Here is a 22377-nt window from a genome sequence, read left to right as displayed (position 1 = left end):
TATATCCAGTATTTTGAATCTTTAGTATAATATTGCCAACGGCAAATATAAGAAATTATTAGATATTTCTACTAAAGATAAGGGGGCAGCATATGGGAAAGTACAAGATGAAAATAGCTTTAGGTTTGTTGGCTTTATTGATTCAAGTGAGTATTATTTATTCCGCCTATGCAGTTTTGGATGCAACGCCTACATATTTAGCAATAGAATCAGATATATATTTATCACCAACAAGTGATATCACCTATATACAAGAAAGCCTTTTTTTACCAGAAAAACTTATGGGAGAAGAAGACGTTAAGGTAATAGAAGGGAATGAAAACAAATCATCATTAGAAAATGAAGAAAACGGAGCTACAATAGATGAGGGAAGTTCTCAGGAAGGGCAGCATAAACCAGAGAAAGAGATTATAGAAAAGCCTATTGAGGGTCCAACAAAGCAAACGGATAACAGCTTAAGTCAGCATTTAAATCCTTATGTTTTAGAAATCATAAAGACTTATAAAATTGGTAATGGGAGATACCCTTATTTGCTGAACGACGATTATGATAACTATAATGGTGTCACCACAACCCTGTATTACCAAAATCAAGTACTACTTAAGGCACATCCTAGCGGTAATAGAGCCAGTCATTGTTCAGGAATAACCTTTGAAGTTTTTTATAAAGCAATGCAGGCTAGAAATAAACACTTTGGTATAGCTTCTGACGATTTTAACGGAATGACTTGGGATGAGCTATTTGACTTTGTATTACATTGGTATGCTTCATTGGGACCCAAGTCCCAAAGCAATATTGCTGTTGCTGTTGAAAAGTATGGAGTAGGCAAAAAAATAGCCAGACTTGAGGATGCAAGGGCGGGGGATTTTATAGATATTAGCAGGGAAAATAATACTGGTCATACGGCGGTATTTTTAGAATGGATAAAAGAAGGAGACAAGATCATTGGTCTAAAATACTGGTCTAGTCAAGGATCTACAAAGGGCATTGATTATCATCAAGAATATTTTAACATTCCTTCTCCCAGCGGGAAGAAGTATGGTAATGTTATGATAGATAAGGTATATATTGCTCGAGTAGCACCCATAAACCAGTATAAACCCTTTAGATAAGAATTTTTGAGACATTTTTAGCATTAGAAAATAGAGTTGTGATATTGAGGATCCAAAGGGTCCTTATTTTTTTTAGAAAATAGCAGGATTGTTGATACATATTGTATAATAAATATATGTTAAAGAAATATAAAGCAGAGAAAATAAGAGCATCTGTACAGATAAGTGAGATTACAAAAAAATAATTAATGGAGGGAAACTATTATCTATCAAAACCCTAGAATCCAATGGTTATACAGCAGAACTATAAAACTCGTAAATTAATAAAGCAAAGAAAATGAGGGATAAGATATGAAGATAGACTTTATTGTATGTGAAGATAATCCTAAAACTAGAAAAACCATTTGTGACTGGCTTGGCAGTTATATTGATAATATGAACATCCGACTTTTGGCAGCCACCTCCCAGCCACAGGAGGTACTAGATTGTTTAGCAAATGATGAAGACATCAAAATTTGTTTGCTGGATATCAATCTTAATAAAGAGATCAATGGGGTGGCATTGGCGGAGAAAATTAAAAATATCAATGTCAATACTAAAATCATATTCATAACAGCCTATGCAGAATGGGCAGTAGAAAGTCTTAACAGAAATATAGAGCCCTTTGCCTACCTTACAAAACCATTAGATAGACAAACCTTTGATTGGCATATAAATAGACTGTTAAAAAAGATAAAGGAATTAAGTGACTCCAAAAAATATCCTGAAAAAGGACAGTATATCAAGCTAGAGGCCTATGGTAGAGTCCATTATAAAAAAATAGAGGCTATAACTCATATGGAAACCTATCATAAGGAGGGATACTTAATAGTATATACCCTCCAGGGGGAGAAAATTATCCATAGAAGAAGATTAAGCGATATGCTAGAATACCTTGACAATCTATACCCCAATACTTTTCTTCAGTGCTACAAATCCATTATAGTAAATCCTTATCAAATAGAGATGATTGATAAAAAGCAGGGAGAAATCATTTTGAGGAATGGTGCTAGATTGTTTTTGTCGAGGAACAAAGAAGTTCAAGAGGAAATCGAAAGAAGATTGGTGGGGATGGTGCGGTGATAGATATTGATAAGCTTTGCAGTGCCATGGCGATTGCCATAGATGCCTTGGTATATATCAATGTATTAAGACTGTTTATCAAGATACCTAGAGATAAAATGATTAAGCTCTACCTTCTAACGTTTATCTCTGCAACCATTATAGTAACGATTCATGATGAGATGCAATACTTATACTATCTGAAGTCAGCTCTTCTGTTTACAGTCCTTGGTATAATTAATAGACTTTTATTAAATATTCGGCTGAATAAAAATGCTTTTGTATTATTTATTTACGGTGCTATAACATTAGTAGGAAATCTTGTTGCTATATCCATCATACAGCTTGGTTTAGGCGCAACAGTAATAGAAATGCAAAATGATATAAAGCTATTTTTTACTGCAAATCTGATCGTTCTTTTTACTAGCATATTGTTGATGTATATTATAAAATATATACTGCTGTACAAAACCTATGGGAAAGAAATACAGATTAAGGGGAAAAAAATGATCCTGTATATTGCCACCTTATTTTCCATGCTGTTTGTCAATCTGTATACTTTTCTCTATCATGTAGGGGAGATGAGGATAGCTGTTTCCATTGCCCATATCATTTTAATCCTTATTTATATTGTGATTTCTCTTAATTTCACCTTTTTAGAGAATGAATTCTACTATCAGAAGACCCTCTATAAAAATCAACAGGAGTACTTGATGATGATAGAAAAATTACTAAATGGTCATCGAGAGCTGAAGCACGGGTGGAGGAACTATCTCACTGGGTTCTCCGGCTTCCTCTATACCGAGGAGAAGGACTGGGATGGTATGGTGAAATATTATGAATCAGTGGTAAAGGCTACCAGCCACTTATCCAATGACGCTTTAATAGAGACTATTGATAAGAAGCAGAGAGAAATTACCCTGAAAAATGGTACTAGATTATCTGTGTCAGAAAATGAAGAGATGAAGAGAAAACCAAAAGAAGATTGGCGGGGAGAGTAAGATGATAGATATTGATAAGCTTCGAAGTGTTATAGCTATTGCAGTGGATGCCTTGATATATATAAATGTTTTAAGATTATTTATAAAGATACCCAGGAACAAATATATAAAGCTCTACCTTTTATTTTTTATCTTTTCAACAACTATTCATAACCAAATGCAATATTTATATTATCTAAAGGCAGCTATTGTGTTTGTAGTTTATGGTATAATTAATAGATTTTTATTAAACGTTTCTTTTCTGAAGAATGTTTTCTTGGTATTCATTTTTGCTGTAATAACTTTGTTAGGAGATGTTGTTGGGGTGTTTAGCCTAATGGCTACGTTAGGTGTAACAATGATGGAGATACAAAATGATACAAGGTTATTTTTTGCTTTAAAGCTATTATCCTTTGTCACAATTACATTATTGTTATATATAATGAAATACATATTATTATATAAAACCTATGGAAAAGAAATACAAATCAGAAGTAAAAACATGCTTCTATATATGGTCACGGTATTTTCCATGCTGTTTATCAACCTATATACTTTTCTCTATCATGTAGGTCAGATGAAGGTGTTTATTTCTATGATACATATTGTTTTGGTAGTGGCCTATATTACCATTTCCTTTAATTATACCTTTTTAGAAAATGATTTTTACTACCAAAAAATCCTCTTCAAAAACCAACAGGAGTATTTGCTGGTGATAGAAAATCTGCTAAATGGCTATCGGGAGCTGAAGCATGGGTGGAAGAACTATCTGACGGGTTTTTCAGGCTTCATCTATGCAGAGGAGAAGGACTGGGATGCACTGGTGGAATACTATGAGTCGGTGGTGAAGACTACCAAGCATTTAACCAATGACTCCTTATCGGTTTTGGTCAGGCTAAAGAATCACAGCCTGCTGGGGATGTTTGTGGAAAAAATCAATGAGGCAGAGACTCAGGGGATCCATGTTAATATCAATGTCATAGGAGAGGAAATTAAGCTGCAGGAGGATTACGATTTTTTAATGGACTTGAATTTTATACTGGGAAATTTTCTGGACAACGCCATAAGACATGCTGTCTTTGGGGATATGCCTATGCTATGGATTACTATTGATTATAGGGAGGAGTATATCAATTTTATTATAAAAAATACCTTTAAGGATACAGATGAGGGAGATAACCAGCGGTTTGACAGCGGTCATGGCTTAAGGCTGGTGACAGAGAAGATAAAAAAATATCCCTTCATGATTCACAATACGGTTATTGATGAGGATATCTTTATTCAGGAGTTAATTATGGAATGCAAAGATATTAAAAGCTATAGAGACTTTGAAGCAAAAAAGGAGGCAGCCCTTTAGGGCACCTCCTTTTTCATCTTCATTTTGTCTATTCCTCGGCTTCCAGCATGGATTCTGGCATTTTGGCTTCTCTGGATAGCCATGGTACACAGCCTGATTGAATAGTGAAGAAAAATGCAAGGCTGCTTAGCATGCTAGCTAGTAAAGTAAGGATTTGATTTTTTTTCATTGAATTGTCCCTCCTTTTAATTTAAATAGTTTGTACATAAAGGGGGTAGTATATAAACTCTCCCCAAAAACCCCTAATGTAATCAATGTGCTGTAAGCATTGTGGATGTTTACTAAGGTCATGATAAACAAAAGAGACACAACCACCAATAGCTTCCTTCTCAGCTTTTTTCGCAGTCTTTGACTTCTTAGGGGGCGAGCCTCTGTATCAGCGGGAGCATATAGATACAGAAGCCTAAAGCTCACACCCCAGAGCAGCAGTAGAAGATAGGGGGGGAGGGGATAAAAAAGCCCTATAGAGGCAATACCAAATAGCAACAAAAGACCATTGATAAAACAGAACAAATCTGTCCTGCAATGTAATCCCCAGGCATAGGACCGCACCAGACTATAGCTCACGTGAGTTGCCAGATAATAGAGAAAAAAATTATCTATAAACTGGTTTATAAAGACAGCCAAAGCAATCAAGCCAAGGAGTTTTGGAAATGTAATAAAGAATGATGCCAATCCATACTCAATTCTTTCCAATTCCTTTTGGTTCTTGTCAGGCAAAGCTTCCTTTATAAAGGAATAGGTTAAATGTCCAGCTGCTCTTTCAGGAAATGCCATTTTCATCTTCATCAACCTTTCGACAATTTATTTCAAAACTTGCTATATTTTATCATAATTCTACAACATCTATAAAATTATGATAAAAGAAAAATACTATTCAATAAAGTATTATTAGGGGAAAGTGAATATTTGTCGGTGTATTTATTATATTTACTGTTCGTCGATGTATTTTGCAGATTAACGATGCACTATGATTTAGGAAAGGGTATTTAGATTATAATAAGTGTAACGAAGTAAAAAAATAATCGTAAAGGCTATAGTGAAGCTCTGTTAAATTATAAGATTATGCGGGGATACCTTTTCTTTGCCTTAATAGAAAGATTCTTAAAATCAAGGGGTGTCTATATATGAACAAAAAAATTAAGATAGAAGAAAAGAGAAAGTTTAGCGATAAATTATTAATGAGAAAAGAGATGCACAAAGATATTTCTGAAAAAAAATATGAAAAAAAGAAGTTAAATGAATCTAAGAATCGAATTCCTAATGTAATCTTACCTGATCCAGAGTAATAAACTGATTATGAGACAGGGGGGGAATGTATTTGATATTAACAAGAGATAAACACAATCATAGTACGGAGATATATAAAGATATAATAAATAACAGTAATGAAGGTGTTATTGCTTTTTTGAATGCCATGGAGGAATTTGTGATTCTTATAGATCCTGATTCAAATAAGATTCTATTTGCTAACACGTATGCAAAAAAACAAATCCTTAATTTAGAAGATAGATGTTGTTGGGAGGCGTTGGGATACCAGGAACCCTGCTGTCATAAAAATAATTGTTTTTATAGAAAATCCCTTCAGGTAAAGAAGGAAGAGGGTATGTGGAAGGAACATAGAATTACAAAAATCAATCTATCTAATAAGATATTGATTATGGAGAGTATAATAGATATAGCTCCAAAAAAGTTGAAAAATTCAGAAAAGAATATAAAAAACAACTTGATTTCTATGGTGTCTCATGAACTGAGAACACCTCTAAATATTATTGTATCTACCATTCAACTACTGGAGAAGTATAATGAAGCTTGGAACACTCCCGAAAATTTAAAACATACGAAACGTATAAAAAAAGCTACTATACAAATTAATAAACTTTTACGAGATATATTACTAGTGGAAAAGGTAGAAGCAGATAGGGTAGGGTTCAACCCGCAGCCTATCGATGTTGTAAGACTAACTAAATCTGTGGTTGAAGGAATCGTAGAAAGTATATCTCAATCACAAAATGTTCTTTTTCTTAGTAGAAAGGAATCTTTTGTTGCTAATGTTGATGAATTTTTATTAACTACTATTTTAACGAATCTCTTAAGTAATGCAACAAAGTATTCTAAGGATAATGAGGAAGTGAGATTGAAGCTTGAATTTGATAATAAAAATATTGTTTTCAAAATTATAGATAAGGGAATAGGGATACCAGAAGTGGAACAAAAAAACCTATTTAAAAGCTTCTATCGTGCTTCTAATGTTGGAAAGGTTTCAGGAACGGGATTGGGTTTGGCTATTGTAAAGGACTTTATAGATATACATAAGGGAAGCATTGACTTTATAAGCAGGGAAGATGAAGGTACTACATTCACAGTTATCATACCTATTATTTAATAAGTTCTTTATAAGGAAAATTTAATAAGTTCTTTATAAGGAAAGGAAAATAGAATAGAAGTTCGCTGTATTTACGGAGAAGCTTGCTGCTTCTCTTTTTTTGTATAGTAAATTTGAAACAGTCATTTGCACAAAAAAAATTATGGCAAAATAGTAGATGCACCTCTCCAATTCAATTCCCCAGATATGGAGAGGTACAATATAAATATAAAAACAATTTAAAATAAGTTCATTAAAACATAAGGTCTTTACTCATAAAACCTGCTCCCCAATAATTTAAGTTGCAATCATCATTGTATAATTGATAATCTGGATTGAGGGAAGTAGTTTTTTCGGGGGTGGCCTTAACAACAGTTGGTTTTTTATTAGCGTTCAAGGCTGTATTCATTGAACCTTTATTTTTTTCAGCAGTTTTCATTTTTTTAGATAGCATCTGTCTCACCTCCTAATTTCTAATAAAAGATAAAAAAAACTCGCCTATGAAAGAATATACTTTTCAAGGACGAGATTGTAATCCGCGGTACCACCTTGTTTGCATCAGAATTGATGCCACTTCTTTCGGTTCTAACAAACCTAAGCCGTTATCGAGGCTAGTCGGTATCTACTACTAAGCATTTCATAGATACTACTCGGGAGTGATCTATACTTTATTTACAGTATCGGTTTTCAGCTAATACCGACTCTCTACAACTGTAGCCATAAAATACCCTTCTCCGTCTTCGCTTTAACTAAAGTTTAATTTTTTTAATATTCAATTAAAATATTGATTAATATGTATTATAACAAGGATCATATTTAATGTCAACAGAATTTTCTAAAAATTCCATAATAAATTTAATTATTTGTTGAATTGATTAAGTACCCTGTTTTAAACTGACACTTAAAAAAATTTATAGCTATTATATGCGCATAACTCCTAATTAGAATTATTTATATGTATTTGCAGATTTAGAAAATATTCAAGTCAAGTCTATTCGACAAATCTTCCAAGACCTTGACACCACCAATACTATTACCTCTTTGATCTAATGCAGGGCCTATAACCCCTATGCCCATCTTTTTGGGCGACACAGCAACAATGCCTCCACTAACACCACTTTTTGCAGGCAAACCAACATTTATTGCGAATTCACCTGAAGCGTCATACATTCCACAAGTAGCCATAACTGCCTTTACTGTCTTAGCAATTTCTTTAGTAAGTACTCTTTTTCCACTACATGGTAGCATTCCATCGTTAGTAAGCATGGCCCCCATATAAGCTATATCCTTGCAAGTTACCTCAATGGAACAAAGTTTAAAATACGCGTCTAATATTTCTTCCACATCATCGTCAATAATCCTAGTGCTTTTCATATAATAGGTAAGTGCTCTATTCCTGTCCCCTGTACTCTTTTCAGAATGATAAACATCATCATTAACCTTTATATCTGGGTTGTTTGTAATTTCTTTCATAAAATTATAGATTCTATTGAACTTATCCTCAGAAGTAATACCTTTTACCATAGAAACAGTAGCAATAGCACCAGAATTAATCATAGGATTCAAGGGTTTATGTGCGTTCTTGGTTTCAAGATTCACAATGGAATTGAAACCCTCTGCCGTAGGTGATACACTAATCTTTCTAAATAGCTTTTCTGAGGTATTATCTATAAGTGCACACATAAAAGAAACAATCTTTGAGATGCTTTGCATGGTGAACTTTATATCGTAATCACCAGCAAAGTACTCATTTCCCATCATATCACAAACAGAAATACCCAGCACATCAGGATTTCCTTTAGAGAGTTCAGGTATATATGTAGCAACATTTCCATATTGTGTCCAGTATCTATTTTTCTCAATAACTGCTCCTAATAAATCTTTCATAATGATTCCATCATCCTTCCATTTCAATTTTCAAATCATAGGCGTTAACTTAAGCTATATTTTGGTAATTTATTTTGGGCAAACAATATCCCTGTAATATTTCTAGAGTTGTTTTTCTTTTTCGTTTAAGAAAACCTGTATTAATAGCGATTTCCATAATTTTAGCATTACTAAAAAAGCGAATAAAAGGTATAATAAGTGATGAAGATATCTTCATGGGAATCTCTCCTTTGTGATTGGTAGTCACTTTGAGATTCCCATTTTTTATGCTTTTTTGCAAATGTAATTTTTACCTTGGAATAACATGGGTTAAGTTAACGCCTATGATTGATTAATATAAAGATTATAGTATATCTATTTAACCTATAAAGCGCAGAGCAGTTACTCTCCATATTGGCATGTTGACAGCCTATACATATCTAGTTGCGAAAAACGCTAGAAATAAAATAATATTAGTGATATTATTTATATATAAATATAACAAGAAGAAAAAATATAAATTCAATGAGGAGAGTCTTATAAAAAAGCTATATTTTAAATTTAATAGGAATAGAAAAATTCAGTAAGGATAAAGAGGAAATAGTTTTTGATAATAAAGTAGCAATATATATATAGATAGATACGGCCTTCAACTTACTAATTAAAAGACCAAGAGATGCAGAAATCTGTTTTCTTGGTCTTTTTTATTAGCAATGTATATGTAGTGTATGTGAATTTGTAATTCTGGTATGAAAGGGGGTGCTCATTATTGTCTCGAAAAACAAAACCCATCGCCGATTACATAATAGAATATATCACAGTATTAGCAGCTCTAATTACAGCCATAGCTACTCTAATCAAGGCCACGCGCTAGAAGAAGCAGGTGCTGCCACACCTGCTTCCTCCCTAGTGCACATTATTGTCTCAGGCAATATTCTATTGAATATTGCACTCATTTAATAATATATCATATTATTCATGAATATGTTCAAAAATTTTGATTTTATTTTTGAAAATTTTAATTCCATTAATCAATGGTGTATAAGAGAAATGAAGTAGTACAAATTTACTAAAGTTATATTGAAGGATAGTATTGACACAATAGAACAAATTTTTCGAAAACTATATGTTATGATAATATAAAGGTTTCTAAAGATAAAAATGAATGGACTAATAGAAAATAGCAATTTGAAACCAACTTAAACTCTAGAATCCTCTAAGGAGTGCTTACTATGTTAAATCATATCCCCTGGTATATAGCACTATTTATAAGCTTACCTGAAACTTTTTTAATAATAAAGGTAGGACTAAATCTTTTTAAAGAAGATATAAGCATAAAAGATAATTTATTAATATCATTAATTGTGGCAGTGTTCTCATATTCAATCAGGATATATTTGAATGTATATGGTCTACATACAATAGCTACTGCAGTTTTAATTGTAATATTAGTTAATTTTATTATGAGAAAAGCTTTAGTACATTCGGTTATCTGTGTTTTTGCTGGATTGTTAATCATGGGAGTGTCACAGAGTGTTACGGTTCCTTTTTTACTAGTACTGCTCAGAAGGTCAATGACGGACTTGAATTTCTATCCATGGCTGAATATATTTCTTTTTTTACCTAGTGCAACCATCGTATCAGGAGCAATTATACTGATGAAAAAGAAAAAAATTTATCTGCTAGATTTAAAAAAATATATAGAGGGTTGATTATTTTGTTTAAAAACAAAGATGTTTTCATCATATTAACCATTCTGGCTCAATCAGTTTCTATTGTCATTTTAAACCAAGTTATTTATGCTTCTGATGATCTAAACTATTTTAAGAAATTTTTACCTTATGTTAATTTGTTAATATTAGTTTTAACTGCTTTTGTATTGATTTCTATTAGGCAAATAGGAGATAACATGCGAAAAAAAGTAGAGGCAAATTTGTTGAAGTCTTATTTGAATCAAATCGGTGAATTAATGACCACTTTGCAAGTACAAAAGCATGAACATACAAGACATATTCAGACCATCCAAGCTATGCTCTATTTAGACGAGGTAGGTAGTGCAAAAGAATATATTGGAGGTGTTTCTGAAAAGTATCGTTATGCAAATGAAATTATTTATGTTGGAAATCCTGTTCTTACAGCACTATTAAATGGTAAGAGGAAAGTAGCAGAGAGCAAATCTATTGATTTTGATTTTGCAATAAAATGCAATGTAAGTAAAATAAAAATCGCGCCATGGGATTTATCCAGTATTTTAGGAAACCTATTGGATAATGCTTTTGAAGCGGTAATTGAAAATAACGGCAACAAAAAAGTTGGATTAGAGATGAAACTGGAGGATAACAAACTTGCAATATATGTCTATAACAATGGTCCTAAAATATCTTCTAAAGAACAAAGGCTATTATTTAAATCTGGTTATACCACCAAGGGATCCATGGCCAGAGGATATGGATTATTTCTTGTCAAGAAATTAGTAGATCAATATAATGGCACAGTCAAGATAGGATCTGAAAAAAGAACGGTTTTTATCATATATTTTCCTATAGAAGAGGTGCTAGAAAATGATTAAAGATATCTCCAAAAGTATAGGTAATGCATTAGGAAGAGAAATTCAGGCAGATAAGGATCAAGTTGAAATCTTTATTTATGCATTGGAGATTATTCTAGGAGCTTTGGTTAAATCGCTTGCACTGGTGTTATTTTCTTGCATATTCGGTATTTTTAGAACAACCATAGGCTGTGTACTAAGCTTTGTTATCATTCGTTATTTTGGTGGAGGCGTTCATTTAAGTACTTATAATCGATGCTTTGCCGTGGGAGTGATGATGTTTTTGGTTCTTGGCAAAGTAGCCACTAAACAGTTAAGCACTAGTATATTAGTTACATTTCTAGCTATAAGCATAATTTTAGGTATAATTATTATTTGCAAATGGGTTCCTGCTGGGACAGAGAAGAAGAAAATAACTGAATTTAAACAAAAAATCCAACAAAAAAAGAAAACTGCTCTTACATTAACTGTATTAAGTATAACTAGTTTATATTTTATTAAGATTAAACTTTTAAATGATTCTTTTAGTTTATTGTTAGGGACATTATCTAGTTTATTTCTTATAACGCCTTGGGGTTATAAGGTTATGTATGCTCTTGACAATAAATTAAATAAATTATGGAAAGGAGGTGTTTTTAGATGAATAAAATTTTGAAAAATTATATTCTTACCAGTATGGCATCTCTTTTAAGCTTAATTGCATTAACAGGAATTAGCACAAACAGTATATTTTACTTATATGAGCCTAACATACCAAAATCTCTAAAAAAATAAGAGCTGATGAAAATGGGAAAAATTTTATTGTTGGAAGATGAGCACTATACAAGGAGATTTATTAAAAAGATACTTCTTGAAAACCCTCTAGTTTCTGAAGTGTTTGATACTGAAAAAGGGAATGAGGCGATTCGGTTTGCCAAGAAATATCAACCGGATATTGCGTTATTAGATATCGAGTTAGATGAAAATGAAAAATTAAGTGGGCTAGAGGTTGCCAAGGTGATAAAGCATGTAAGTCTTGAGACAGAATTTGTATTTATCACAGGCTATTCAAAGTACGCTCTAGAGTCCTTTAGTGTCCATCCTTATGATTACATCTTGAAGCCAATTAATATTGGACATATGATGGAAGTAATTAGTTTTCTAGTAAACAAAGTAGAACAAAGTAATGGTATTAACAAAAATACTAAGAACACTAATAAAATCGTAGTAAAAAACAAAAATGAAAGATTTTTTATTCCTACAGAAGAAATCATATTCATTGAAGCACAGAATAAAAATATATCTTTTCATTGTGCAGATGCAATTTATACTACCCAGGGCATTACACTAGCAGAACTAGAAAAGCAGCTAGGTGACAATTTTGCTAGGGTTCATAAATCCTTTATCGTTAACAAGAATAAAATTCGGAAGATTAAAGAAGTGGGCAACAGATCTTATTATGAAATCAGATTCTTAGAAACAAATAAACTTGCTTTTATGAGTAGAAATAAGTTTGAAACACTTAAAGATAATCTGATTTCGATTTAAAGAGAAGCATGTTACTGACGATTTTAAATAAGAAGGAATGAGTTAGATTAAAAACCACCAAATAAAATGTATTTGGTGGTTTTTTCTATTAAATTTAGTGGTAAATCTGGTAATAGAAAGATGGTTTCTTTGTGGTTAGTATAGTAATCGTTTAGAATTTTGAGTTTTGCTTCCCTGCTGCTTCCTTAAGCTTAGCTAATAATTCTTCTGGTGAATTAAAGTTGTTTTGCAAAACTCCCTTAATCACGTTATTTGTATTATATCTATTGAATGAAGCATTCACATTGGCTTTTTCTATAGCTTTAGAATTTGGACTTGCATTGCCGGTACGAGCTTCTAAAATATTAACTGCTAAAGGCCAGCTGTCACTCAGTGCCTTATCTATATTTGCAACATATGATTGGAAGGATGCTTCATCCTCTAAAAGTAAATCCCTCATACCTTTAGATACTGCTATCTGTACCCCTCCTATTTTATGTGTATCAAATAACAGTTTGTTTTGGTTAACGATATTACTGCTAAGAACTCCTGCTATATTCGTTGGAACATAAGGAGCATCTTGAACGTTAAAGCCAGCCGCCTGTAGATGTAATTTTACTAATCTGGCCAACAGCTTGTTTTGACCTCCAACATATGTTATCCTTGCATTTTCTTCTTTTATTCCAATAAAAGAAACAGTGTCTTTCGAGTTTTTAACCATATTTATGGCTGTTGGCTCATCAAATCGTGTGGAAGTTAAGTGTAGAGTTAGATTATCAGTTGGTTTTATACCTTCAAATAGATAAAGATTAAACCCTCCTCTGTTAGCTAATGCAGTAGCCAATTCAGATGTACCTTTTGCAATAGCACCACCGTGTATGGTAAATACTGTCATGTCACTGCCATTGTTCTTATTTATTATCCTATAGTCAACATCTATCGTTTCGTTTTCACTCAGTTCTGCAAAATCACGATAAATTCCTAGTGAGAATGAAGCATAAGCAAAGCTCCCCGCTAAAGCTAAACAAACTAAACAAATGGTTAAAAGAATACAAGTTTTTTTCTTCATTTTTTCTTCCTCCTTTTAATAAAATCGTTATAAAGGTTTTTCTAGTACACTACATTTCATTTTTGAACCACCTCCTATCAATCTTATAAAGTTCTTATATTTACTAAATAAACTTTAATAGCATAAGAGCTATGCAGAATGAAAAAGTGACAACTACTTGAGAGTTTGTATTCTTCTTACTAACTTTAACAAAATATAAGTATTTTTCTTTTAGCGTCAAAGCTTCCATGTTCTTCACCTCCTTAACCTATAAATCCTATTGATAGTGTCGCTACGTAAGTTAAAATAGTCAGTAGTCCCGTACTTGTAATAGTGGGGATAAATCCTTGTCTTTGAATTGTATTGGCTATTAAACCTGGAATAACAGCACCCATGGCTGCTAGCCCTATTAAACCTATATATGCATCTGGAATTATAAGACTAAGTACATATTTAATAATTATTGCTATAGTTATCATTGCTGTAAATTTTCTTTTCCCATATAAAATTGTAATTCTTGCAATACCGTGTGTAACTATTAAGTAAGTTACTAAACTTATCAGAAATATTAATAATAATGTCTGTGGTTGTTTCATAATTAATGATAAGTATCCTGGCACTACCAAGCCTGCTGGCAGAACTCCAGTCAGTTCGGTGAATAGTAGACTTAAAATAATCCCTATGATTATTGCTATGTATATATCTGTTGTAATCAAATCCCATACCTCCTTAAATTTATTAGCTTAAGCGCTTTTATAAAGAATAACTGAATCTTCAATTATTAATTCAACAATTTCATCACCACCGCCATGTATATTCCCAACTCCATATACCACGCGGTTAGAAAAATATTTTTCTATTTCTTGGAAAATTTCAATAGGAGATAACCCTTCTAAGTTCATATACTGTCTTGCACTTATTTTTTTCTTATTCAAGGCTTCAGTTATTGGCTTAGTGCTCTCGCCCATAACCGCCAATATGTCTATATCCATATGGGGTAATACATCTTCTGCAAATTGTATTGTTCTATCAACCCTATCAGGGCGACAATTTAGAAGAATTAAATTTTTGTCTGTTGGATAGCCTATACTTTGAATATGATTCCATATAAATAAAGTAGAATTTGGATCATTTGCCGCAAAGCCATTAACAAAATAGCCTTTGTTCTCTTCTCCAATTGTATATATCCTTAATGCACCAGGATCTGGGTTAGCTTTTAACATACCCTTTAGAGCAATATCCCTGTCAATATTTAATGCTTCAGCTACGGCCAATGGAATGGAAACATTTTCGGGGAAAATAATATATCCGAATTTATCCAAATAACCATCCGGGATTTTAGACTCATCTGCAATAATTGTCTTGCAATTCCGTTTTTCTGCTATTTTTGTAAAAAAGTCATTATACTCACTATCTGTAATAATTAAATAACCGTCTTGCGGAATTGTGGAAGTGAAGGATTCAGCTATAAAATCTAATGTTGGACCACATAAGTCTAAATGATCCTCTCGTACATTCACTATTACACCAATATTAGCTTTTACTAAACTTTTTTGAAAAGCAATTTGATAATCTGGGTTTACTGCCATACATTCAGTAACAAAGGCTTCTGCCTCCAACTTTGCAGCCTCTCTAACAACTGATTTTTGCTCAATAATGTTTGGACCCAAAGGACCACGGGTTATTGGTTTTTCCTCATCTTTATCCCAATATATTATTCTTGCACTTGTTCCTGTGGTTTTACCCACAACTTTAATGCCCGCTTCTTTTAATACTCCAGTTATTAGCCTTGTAACTGTAGATTTGCCTCGTGTCCCATTTACATTAACACGAGTATTTATCTTAGATAAGTTTTTATTATGATTTACTCGTTCAATTATCCCGAGTAATAGTACAACAAGAAGTAAAAAGATTACTACACCCAAATTGACCCCTCCTACTTTGCCTCAGTTTATAAAGATCTGTAAATATCATTTTTAATTTTCAATATTATTGAATTTATTGATTTTTTTTCCAGTATACGATATGGCAAAATAACTCTTTAGTTTATTAGGTAAAAAATTGACCCCTCCTCTTGCGTTTCCATGTTTTAGTTTACACTAAGGAGCTGTTATCTCTTCTTTTAAGTTCTCTAAACTCTTTTTAGACGATCACATACGAATTTACCAATCTGACTTGTCCAATTTCGAAATAACGCAAAAAATCTCTAGATTATCAAAAAAAAATTTAAAAACCAAAATACTCTTTAGGAAGCTTTAAAAGTTGATTTTGTTAAAACCCATTTAAGAAATCATAGGCGTTAGCTTAATCCATGATATTCCAAAGTGAAAATTACATTTGAAATGCCTCTTACTTTAAAACTCGTCTATGGAAATCCAAAAATAAGTTGTTTATTCAGCATTTTCCCATCTCCTATTCAGCATTTCGCTCTATAAGTCTTGAGGCACCCTTACCCTATCAGTGGACCTCTGTAAGTAATTATAGTAGAATATTATTTCCTAGATTTTACAAAACCTTTAACAATTGTTTCCAAATTATTACAATTTGTTACCAAAATTTATATTTATACATTATTCATCTTCTATTACTTCACATAATATTCTTTTTATAACTTTGAATTACAAACAAAATCACGTAAATGCTCATATGAAACTATAGTCTTTAAAATTAATAAATATTCATTGTGCCCAAAATAATTGAGGACCATCGTACTAGTATAATGCTAATACCAATGATATAATTAAAATGCATTTTCAACTTATGTTAGCATCTCGAGCTATAAGTAAATAAGGAAGCTTTTGAAATCTTAGCAAATCCTATACTGGATATTTTTTAGTATAGTAACGGAGGTGATAGTATTGCACTATCAAGGTAAGGTCTTGGTTGTAGATGATGATCCAAACATATTGGAATTAGTAAGATTATATAGTGAAAAGGAAGGATTTGAAGTTGTAGGAGCAAACAATGGAGACCTTGTATTGTCTGCTTTTAAAAGAGAAAATCCTGATGTAATTATTCTAGATATAATGCTTCCCGGAAAAGATGGACTTACCCTATGTCATGATTTAAGGAAGATACGTATGATTCCCATAATCATGCTTACTGCTAAAGGCGAGGAAGCAGACCGCGTCTTGGGACTGGAAATGGGAGCTGATGACTATGTAGCAAAACCTTTTAGCCCTAGAGAATTGGTGGCTAGAATCAAAGCTGTTCTACGTCGAACTAAGACACCCGATACATTGGGAAACATGGATTTAAAATACCCAGGGCTAGAGATTATGCCTGATATCAGAAAAGTGCTTATTAATGATAAACAAATAGAGGTCACACCTAAAGAGTTCGATCTGCTATATTATCTTGCACAGAATCCTCTACGTGTCTTTTCTAGGGAAAATCTTTTGTCCGTTGTTTGGGGATATGACTATTTTGGGGATCAGCGTACAGTAGATGTCCATGTGCGAAGATTAAGAAAAAAGTTAACTCCTTTGGAGCATGAATATTTAACAACAATTTGGGGTGTAGGCTATCAATTTACCTCTCCTTCTAAAATAAAGGAAGTAGCTTATGAATAGGTACATACCACAAGTGCAGAAGTTGCTAAAGAAGCTTTTCCAAATCCTTAGTAAATTATGGTTGACTTTTAAGCAATTCTTATTAGAGCAGTTTAACAAGAATATTTATACTAGAGTATTGTTTACGAATGTAATATGCTTTGTTATCTGTCTTACTGCGGTAATAGTATTTTTCGACTTTTCAGTAAAACAGGTAACCCACAACCAGATTCAACAAGAATTATTTCGAAAGGCTAAACGAGTAAACTTTGCCTTGCTTCAACAAGATAATTTAGAATGGATGATTCCGTTTGCAGACAAAGATACCAACGTTGCCCAAAATCAACAGGAACAACTCAAATTTTTATCCGATATTTTCGATGCAAAGATTACAGTATTTGATAACAACGGTAATATAGTAGCTACATCTGCAAAACAAGAAATAGTACCAGGCGCCCAAGTAGATAAAAAATTTATTGAAACCATCTCCAGTGGTGACACAATTACAGCAAAGATTATTAATCAAGAGACTGAAGAGCTAGAATTTATTGCGGCTATTCCCATGGGAGATAGTAAGGATACCATTGTAAATGGTATTTTATTAGAAGCAAAACAATCTAATATTGACCTTAATAGAATCAAAATGCGTTCATATCTAATATTGGGAGGAATATTCTTACTCCTTATCATTATTTTTGTTTCTGTCTACCAAGCCATACACATTTCTAGACCTATTTCTCGATTAACTACTTCTATAGCTGAACTAAACAGCGGAAACTATGTTATTCAAGAGGACGATTCTGCTCTCGATGAAGTTAGAATACTAACAAATCAATTTAATAAATTAGCTGAAAAAATGCAGAGAATACAGAAGGAAAATCAGAGTGTAGAAGAAGAAAGAACAAGGCTTTTCGCTGAAATATCTCATGAACTTCGTACTCCTTTGACTGCTGTCCAAGGCTTTGTAGAGGCTATTCAGGATGGCATAGTTGAAGACCAAGATTTACTTAAAAAATATCTAAAAATTATTTATACGCAAACCATACATATAAACAGATTGGTTGATGATATGTTACAACTAAGCCGCTTAGAAAGTGGCAGCATAAGTCTCGATAAACTTCCTTTTGATTTAATAACTCTAGCACAGAAGGTTGTTGAATCCATGGAAGCAATGGCTCAATCTAGGGATTCAACTATTGTATTTGAGAAAAATACCGACCGGGCGATGATTATGGGGGATATCGATCGAATCGAACAAGTGATTAAGAACTTGCTGCAAAACGCCATCAATGCCACAGCAAATGGAGAGATTAAAGTTAAAGTTAAAATTTTACAGTGTGAGGTTATTCTCAGTATTAAAGATAATGGTATAGGTATATCCAGTGAAGATTTACCACACATTTGGGATAGATTCTATCGAAATAAGACTCAGAAAAGCAATAATAAGCTACAGCAGGGTAGTGGCTTAGGTTTAGTTATAGTAAAACAACTTGTTCAGCTGCACAATGGGAAAATCGATGTGGAAAGTCAACCTGGGACAGGAACTATTTTCTATATACGTTTCCCAGCTTTCTAGTATCACTTATTCATATTTTATACTTTCTTTTCCAAAGCTATATTAAAAACGAAGAAAGCAACAAGAGCTTAATTGTGGTAATTACTGAAAATTAACATAAGTTGATATCAGTATAATTTTATATTTTTAAGGAGTATCATCGAATTGTAATTTCCTATTTATTCTTATTGTAGATAAATAGGAGGTTTTTATGAAATAATGAATACAGGGATGACTTGCTATAAAAGCCATCCCTGTATCTAGTATATTTTATTTATGAAATTCTGATGCAATATCATTAAGGTTATAGGGTGTCTCTTGATAAACATAATAGTTAAGCCAATTGGAGAATAGTAGGTTCGCGTGGCTTCTCCAATTTACCATTGGCGGCTTTGCTGGATCATCATTAGGAAAATAATTTTTAGGCATTTCTATTTCTTTTCCAGCACTTACATCTCGATCGTATTCTGATTTTAAAGTTGTAGGGTCATATTCAGAATGTCCTGTTACAAAAATTTGTCTTCCATCCTTTGCAGCCACGATATAAATACCACTTTCCTCTGATTCTGATAATATTTCTAGCTCCGATACTTTTTCAATATCTTCTCTTTTTACCTCCGTGTGTCTTGAATGGGGAGCAAGGAAAATATCATCAAATCCTCTTAACAGTTTTACATTTCTTGTATTTACCCTATGAGGAAAGATACCAAACATTTTACCCGGCAGTGGATACTTGGGAATATCAAAATGATGATAAAGTGCTGCTTGGGCTCCCCAACAGATATAAAGTGTAGAGGTAACATTTTCTAGAGCCCAGTCCATAATTTCCTTTAGTTCTTCCCAATAAGCTACCTCTTCAAAGGGTAAGTGCTCCACAGGTGCTCCGGTAATAATAAAACCATCGAATTTTTCGTCTTTTATATCATCAAAGGTTTTATAGAAGTTAGCTAGATGATCTAGTGGCGTATTTTTAGGCTGGTAGCTTTTAGGGTGTAAAAGAACAATATCTACCTGTAGGGGAGAGTTTCCCAGTAATCTCAAAATTTGAATCTCTGTTGTAATTTTTGTCGGCATCAAATTTAAAATGCCAATTTTTAAGGCACGAATATCTTGACTTAAGGCACGACTTTCCTTCATAAAAAAAATATTTTCTTTGTTTAAAACCTCTGCTGCTGGTAGACTATCAGGTATTTTTACAGGCATTAAAACTTTCCTCCTTTAATAAACAATACTTAATGATTACTTAGCTGATTGCTGAAGGGCTTGATCTAAATCTTCGATTAAATCCTCAACATCTTCTATGCCAATAGAAACCCTAATCATGTCTGGTGCAACACCAGCCGCCAATTGTTCCTTTTCATTTAATTGGGCATGGGTAGTGCTGGCGGGATGGATCACAAGGGATTTAGCATCTGCAACATTAGCTAATAAAGAGAATATCTCTAAAGCTTCTATAAACTTTTTACCCGCTTCTAATCCTCCTTTGATACCAAAGGTAAAGATAGAGCCTGCTCCCTTAGGCAAATATTTTTGTGCCAATTCATGGTATTTGTTTCCCTTTAAGCTTGGATAGTTTACCCAAGAAATTAGAGGGTGATTATCTAAAAATGCTACGATTTTTTTCGTATTTGCCACATGGCGCTCAACTCGAAGAGATAGGGTTTCCAATCCTTGTAAAAACAAGAAGGAATTAAAAGGACTAACAGCGGCACCAGTATCTCTTAAAAGCTGAACTCTAGCTTTGAGAATATAAGCCAGAGGACCAAAGGCTTCAGTATAGCTAACGTCGTTATAGGTAGGATCAGGTTCTGTTAGACCTGGGAATTTGCCACTTTGTGACCAATCGAAGTTTCCTGAATCAACAATGATCCCACCTATAGAAGTTCCATGACCTCCAATGAATTTTGTGGCGGAATGGACGACAATGTCTGCCTTAAACTCGATGGGACGAATCAAGTAGGGCGTACCAAAGGTATTATCAACAATAAGAGGTATACCATTTGCGTGAGCGATGCTTGCCACTGCCTCGATGTCTACTAAATTAATGCCAGGATTTCCAATTGTTTCGATATAAACAGCCTTTGTTTTCTCTGTAATTGCCTTTGCGAAATTCTCAGGATGATCTGGATTAACAAATTTTACGTTTATTCCTAACCTTGGTAGGGTAGTAGCAAAAAGATTATAGGTTCCTCCATATAAAGTACTGGCAGAAACAATCTCATCCCCAGCTTCTGCAATGTTTAATACTGCATAAGTAATGGCAGCAGAGCCTGAAGCAACAGCTAAGGCACCAACTCCACCTTCTAAAGCGGCGATTCTTTGTTCAAAAACATCGGTGGTAGGATTCATGATTCTAGTATAGATATTACCGAATTCCTTTAAACCAAACAAATTTGCTGCATGATCAACATCATTGAAAACATAAGAGGTAGTTTGATAAATTGGAACAGCTCTGGAACCTGTAGTTGGATCAGGCTTTTGTCCTGCATGTACCTGTAGGGTATCAAATCTTAGTTTTTTCTCGCTCATTTTTACATCTCTCCTTCTAAATTTATAGTATTTTGATATGTTTACTTGGCATTGATGACGAATAATAACTTCTATGAGCAAGTGGGGTACTGCAAGTCCGTGTAGGTATTGAGTAAAATAAAAAAGCGTCTCCAAGATGAAGGAGAAGCTTATAAGTACATAGAATAATCACTTATCCTCTCATCTCTTAGGTATAACAACACCTACAGGATTTAGCACCATGCACCTTATGTGCTGGTTGCCGGGCTTCACAGGGCCAGTCCCTCCGCCACTCTTTATAAGAGTTATTTATGAAGTTTTAAGTATTACTTTAATATATAATGTATCACCCTAAAAAAAGAATGTCAAGAAAAAAATTCTAAATTTATAAATTTCTGATTATTTAAATTTTTGAGAATTTCGCCTTAAAAGGAAGGACCTCCTAGGAATTTTTATGAAAAGCATGCTGATGACATGAGATAAGGCTTTAGGATAGCTAGCAGCGCCTAAGGCTATATAGCTCATTTTGAAAATCTTAGAAAAAATGGTATAATAATAGAATCTAGTTGAATAAATAATTACTCGTCTTGTTACATCATAGGATAGTACCAAAAAACTAATTTCTTAATAAACAAATAAAATTCCGCTTTTATTCTGGTAATATGGAATAATTCATAAAAAAATCCTCAAAAACATAAAAATTATATTATTAATCATCAAAAAACATATAAAAATATAATGAAAATCTATAAAAAACTGGAATGCTCAGATGATATTTAAGTGAAAGTATAATTAATTGTGCAAAAAAATAAAAAAAGTGGAAAAAAATAAAAAAATGAATATATGATAATAAGGACTTGTTAATTCCAAAATATAGAGGGTAAATATATACTGTTTATAAATATACTTTTACACTTGTATTCATAATTCTTACTATTAA

24 protein-coding genes, 1 riboswitch and 1 other annotated feature are annotated in these 22377 nt (G+C 32.9%); of the genes, 13 read left to right on the top strand and 11 right to left on the bottom strand.

The genetic code is table 11. The annotated features are described in order from the left end of the window. Window positions 1-92 precede the first annotated feature (92 nt). The 4 genes from CHB72_RS14010 (at window position 93) to CHB72_RS13995 (ending at window position 4490) form a co-directional block, all read left to right on the top strand. The gene (locus CHB72_RS14010; RefSeq protein ID WP_089283511.1) at window positions 93-1112 is read left to right on the top strand and encodes a hypothetical protein; all 1020 of its coding nucleotides are present in this window, start codon (window positions 93-95) and stop codon (window positions 1110-1112) included. A gap of 291 nt (window positions 1113-1403) precedes the next feature. Continuing rightward, complete coding sequence (locus tag CHB72_RS14005) at window positions 1404-2174, top strand: LytR/AlgR family response regulator transcription factor (protein WP_089283510.1); 771 nt, start codon at window positions 1404-1406, stop codon at window positions 2172-2174. Then, window positions 2171-3154 carry a hypothetical protein gene (locus CHB72_RS14000; RefSeq protein WP_089283509.1) on the top strand — a complete coding sequence of 328 codons (984 nt, stop codon included), beginning with the start codon at window positions 2171-2173 and terminating at the stop codon, window positions 3152-3154. The genes CHB72_RS14005 and CHB72_RS14000 overlap by 4 nt, the downstream gene beginning before the upstream one ends. Window position 3155: 1 nt before the next feature. Continuing rightward, the gene (locus tag CHB72_RS13995; RefSeq protein WP_089283508.1) at window positions 3156-4490 is read left to right on the top strand and encodes a GHKL domain-containing protein; all 1335 of its coding nucleotides are present in this window, start codon (window positions 3156-3158) and stop codon (window positions 4488-4490) included. 28 nt (window positions 4491-4518) lie between these two features. On the opposite strand, the gene CHB72_RS26620 is transcribed toward CHB72_RS13995, so the two are convergent. Beyond that, entirely contained in the window at window positions 4519-4659 is a 141-nt protein-coding gene (locus CHB72_RS26620) for a hypothetical protein (protein WP_176431381.1), read from the bottom strand. Further along, on the bottom strand, window positions 4656-5273 hold the full coding sequence (locus CHB72_RS13990; RefSeq protein WP_207652566.1) for an accessory gene regulator B family protein: 618 nt from the start codon (window positions 5271-5273) through the stop codon (window positions 4656-4658). The genes CHB72_RS26620 and CHB72_RS13990 overlap by 4 nt, the downstream gene beginning before the upstream one ends. A 344-nt stretch (window positions 5274-5617) precedes the next feature. Between CHB72_RS13990 and CHB72_RS26615 the strand changes: the two genes are divergently transcribed. Both CHB72_RS26615 and CHB72_RS13985 read left to right on the top strand, forming a co-directional pair. After that, complete coding sequence (locus CHB72_RS26615; RefSeq protein WP_176431380.1) at window positions 5618-5779, top strand: hypothetical protein; 162 nt, start codon at window positions 5618-5620, stop codon at window positions 5777-5779. A gap of 32 nt (window positions 5780-5811) precedes the next feature. Next, window positions 5812-6876 carry a sensor histidine kinase gene (locus CHB72_RS13985; RefSeq protein ID WP_176431379.1) on the top strand — a complete coding sequence of 355 codons (1065 nt, stop codon included), beginning with the start codon at window positions 5812-5814 and terminating at the stop codon, window positions 6874-6876. 232 nt (window positions 6877-7108) lie between these two features. Here the strand turns inward: CHB72_RS13985 and CHB72_RS13980 are convergent, their stop codons facing one another. From CHB72_RS13980 to CHB72_RS26610, 3 genes are all read right to left on the bottom strand, one after another. Beyond that, the gene (locus CHB72_RS13980) at window positions 7109-7309 is read right to left on the bottom strand and encodes a hypothetical protein (protein ID WP_089283505.1); all 201 of its coding nucleotides are present in this window, start codon (window positions 7307-7309) and stop codon (window positions 7109-7111) included. A gap of 62 nt (window positions 7310-7371) precedes the next feature. Continuing rightward, window positions 7372-7605, bottom strand: a binding site (T-box leader). A 219-nt stretch (window positions 7606-7824) separates the two neighbouring features. Next, window positions 7825-8742, bottom strand: a complete 918-nt coding sequence (gene glsA / locus CHB72_RS13975; protein WP_089283504.1) for a glutaminase A — start codon at window positions 8740-8742, stop codon at window positions 7825-7827. Between the two features lie 49 nt (window positions 8743-8791). Then, a complete protein-coding gene (locus tag CHB72_RS26610; protein WP_176431376.1) occupies window positions 8792-8959 on the bottom strand; it encodes a hypothetical protein in 168 nt (55 codons plus the stop codon). Window positions 8960-9953: 994 nt separating this feature from the next. Between CHB72_RS26610 and CHB72_RS13970 the strand changes: the two genes are divergently transcribed. From CHB72_RS13970 to CHB72_RS13950, 5 genes are read left to right on the top strand one after another with little or no spacing between them, the layout of a single operon-like run. Beyond that, complete coding sequence (locus CHB72_RS13970; RefSeq protein WP_089283503.1) at window positions 9954-10433, top strand: hypothetical protein; 480 nt, start codon at window positions 9954-9956, stop codon at window positions 10431-10433. 5 nt (window positions 10434-10438) lie between these two features. Next, window positions 10439-11290 carry a sensor histidine kinase gene (locus CHB72_RS13965; RefSeq protein ID WP_089283502.1) on the top strand — a complete coding sequence of 284 codons (852 nt, stop codon included), beginning with the start codon at window positions 10439-10441 and terminating at the stop codon, window positions 11288-11290. Beyond that, complete coding sequence (locus CHB72_RS13960) at window positions 11283-11912, top strand: accessory gene regulator ArgB-like protein (protein WP_089283501.1); 630 nt, start codon at window positions 11283-11285, stop codon at window positions 11910-11912. The genes CHB72_RS13965 and CHB72_RS13960 overlap by 8 nt, the downstream gene beginning before the upstream one ends. Then, complete coding sequence (locus tag CHB72_RS13955) at window positions 11909-12043, top strand: cyclic lactone autoinducer peptide (protein WP_089283500.1); 135 nt, start codon at window positions 11909-11911, stop codon at window positions 12041-12043. The genes CHB72_RS13960 and CHB72_RS13955 overlap by 4 nt, the downstream gene beginning before the upstream one ends. Window positions 12044-12055: 12 nt before the next feature. Next, window positions 12056-12796, top strand: coding sequence for a LytR/AlgR family response regulator transcription factor (locus tag CHB72_RS13950; protein ID WP_089283499.1), 741 nt, complete (start codon window positions 12056-12058; stop codon window positions 12794-12796). Between the two features lie 151 nt (window positions 12797-12947). On the opposite strand, the gene CHB72_RS13945 is transcribed toward CHB72_RS13950, so the two are convergent. The 4 genes from CHB72_RS13945 to pgsB all read right to left on the bottom strand — a co-directional run bounded on the left by CHB72_RS13945 (window position 12948) and on the right by pgsB (window position 15748). Next, on the bottom strand, window positions 12948-13844 hold the full coding sequence (locus tag CHB72_RS13945; RefSeq protein WP_089283498.1) for a poly-gamma-glutamate hydrolase family protein: 897 nt from the start codon (window positions 13842-13844) through the stop codon (window positions 12948-12950). Window positions 13845-13947: 103 nt separating this feature from the next. Further along, window positions 13948-14073 (bottom strand): hypothetical protein, encoded by a 126-nt coding sequence (locus CHB72_RS27765; RefSeq protein WP_278277842.1) that lies wholly within the window; start codon window positions 14071-14073, stop codon window positions 13948-13950. 13 nt (window positions 14074-14086) lie between these two features. Continuing rightward, window positions 14087-14539 (bottom strand): poly-gamma-glutamate biosynthesis protein PgsC, encoded by a 453-nt coding sequence (gene pgsC / locus CHB72_RS13940; protein WP_089283497.1) that lies wholly within the window; start codon window positions 14537-14539, stop codon window positions 14087-14089. A 27-nt stretch (window positions 14540-14566) separates the two neighbouring features. After that, window positions 14567-15748, bottom strand: coding sequence for a poly-gamma-glutamate synthase PgsB (pgsB, locus tag CHB72_RS13935; RefSeq protein ID WP_089283496.1), 1182 nt, complete (start codon window positions 15746-15748; stop codon window positions 14567-14569). Between the two features lie 933 nt (window positions 15749-16681). Between pgsB and CHB72_RS13930 the strand changes: the two genes are divergently transcribed. Beyond that, window positions 16682-17395 carry a response regulator gene (locus CHB72_RS13930; RefSeq protein ID WP_089283495.1) on the top strand — a complete coding sequence of 238 codons (714 nt, stop codon included), beginning with the start codon at window positions 16682-16684 and terminating at the stop codon, window positions 17393-17395. Then, window positions 17388-18950: a sensor histidine kinase gene (locus CHB72_RS13925; RefSeq protein WP_089283494.1), complete on the top strand. Its 1563-nt coding sequence runs from the start codon at window positions 17388-17390 to the stop codon at window positions 18948-18950. The genes CHB72_RS13930 and CHB72_RS13925 overlap by 8 nt, the downstream gene beginning before the upstream one ends. 249 nt (window positions 18951-19199) lie before the next feature. Here CHB72_RS13925 and metA read toward each other — a convergent pair whose 3' ends face one another. Continuing rightward, window positions 19200-20132 carry a homoserine O-acetyltransferase MetA gene (gene metA, locus CHB72_RS13920; RefSeq protein ID WP_089283493.1) on the bottom strand — a complete coding sequence of 311 codons (933 nt, stop codon included), beginning with the start codon at window positions 20130-20132 and terminating at the stop codon, window positions 19200-19202. 36 nt (window positions 20133-20168) lie between these two features. Continuing rightward, window positions 20169-21458, bottom strand: a complete 1290-nt coding sequence (locus tag CHB72_RS13915; RefSeq protein ID WP_089283492.1) for a homocysteine synthase — start codon at window positions 21456-21458, stop codon at window positions 20169-20171. Between the two features lie 177 nt (window positions 21459-21635). Next, window positions 21636-21742, bottom strand: a riboswitch (SAM riboswitch). Between the last annotated feature and the right edge of the window lie 635 nt (window positions 21743-22377).

It is taken from the genome of Anaerovirgula multivorans (assembly GCF_900188145.1).
Lineage (GTDB): Bacteria > Bacillota > Clostridia > Peptostreptococcales > Natronincolaceae > Anaerovirgula > Anaerovirgula multivorans.
The sequence above is the reverse complement of the archived record's forward strand: the minus strand, read 5'-3'. Positions and strand labels throughout refer to the sequence as shown.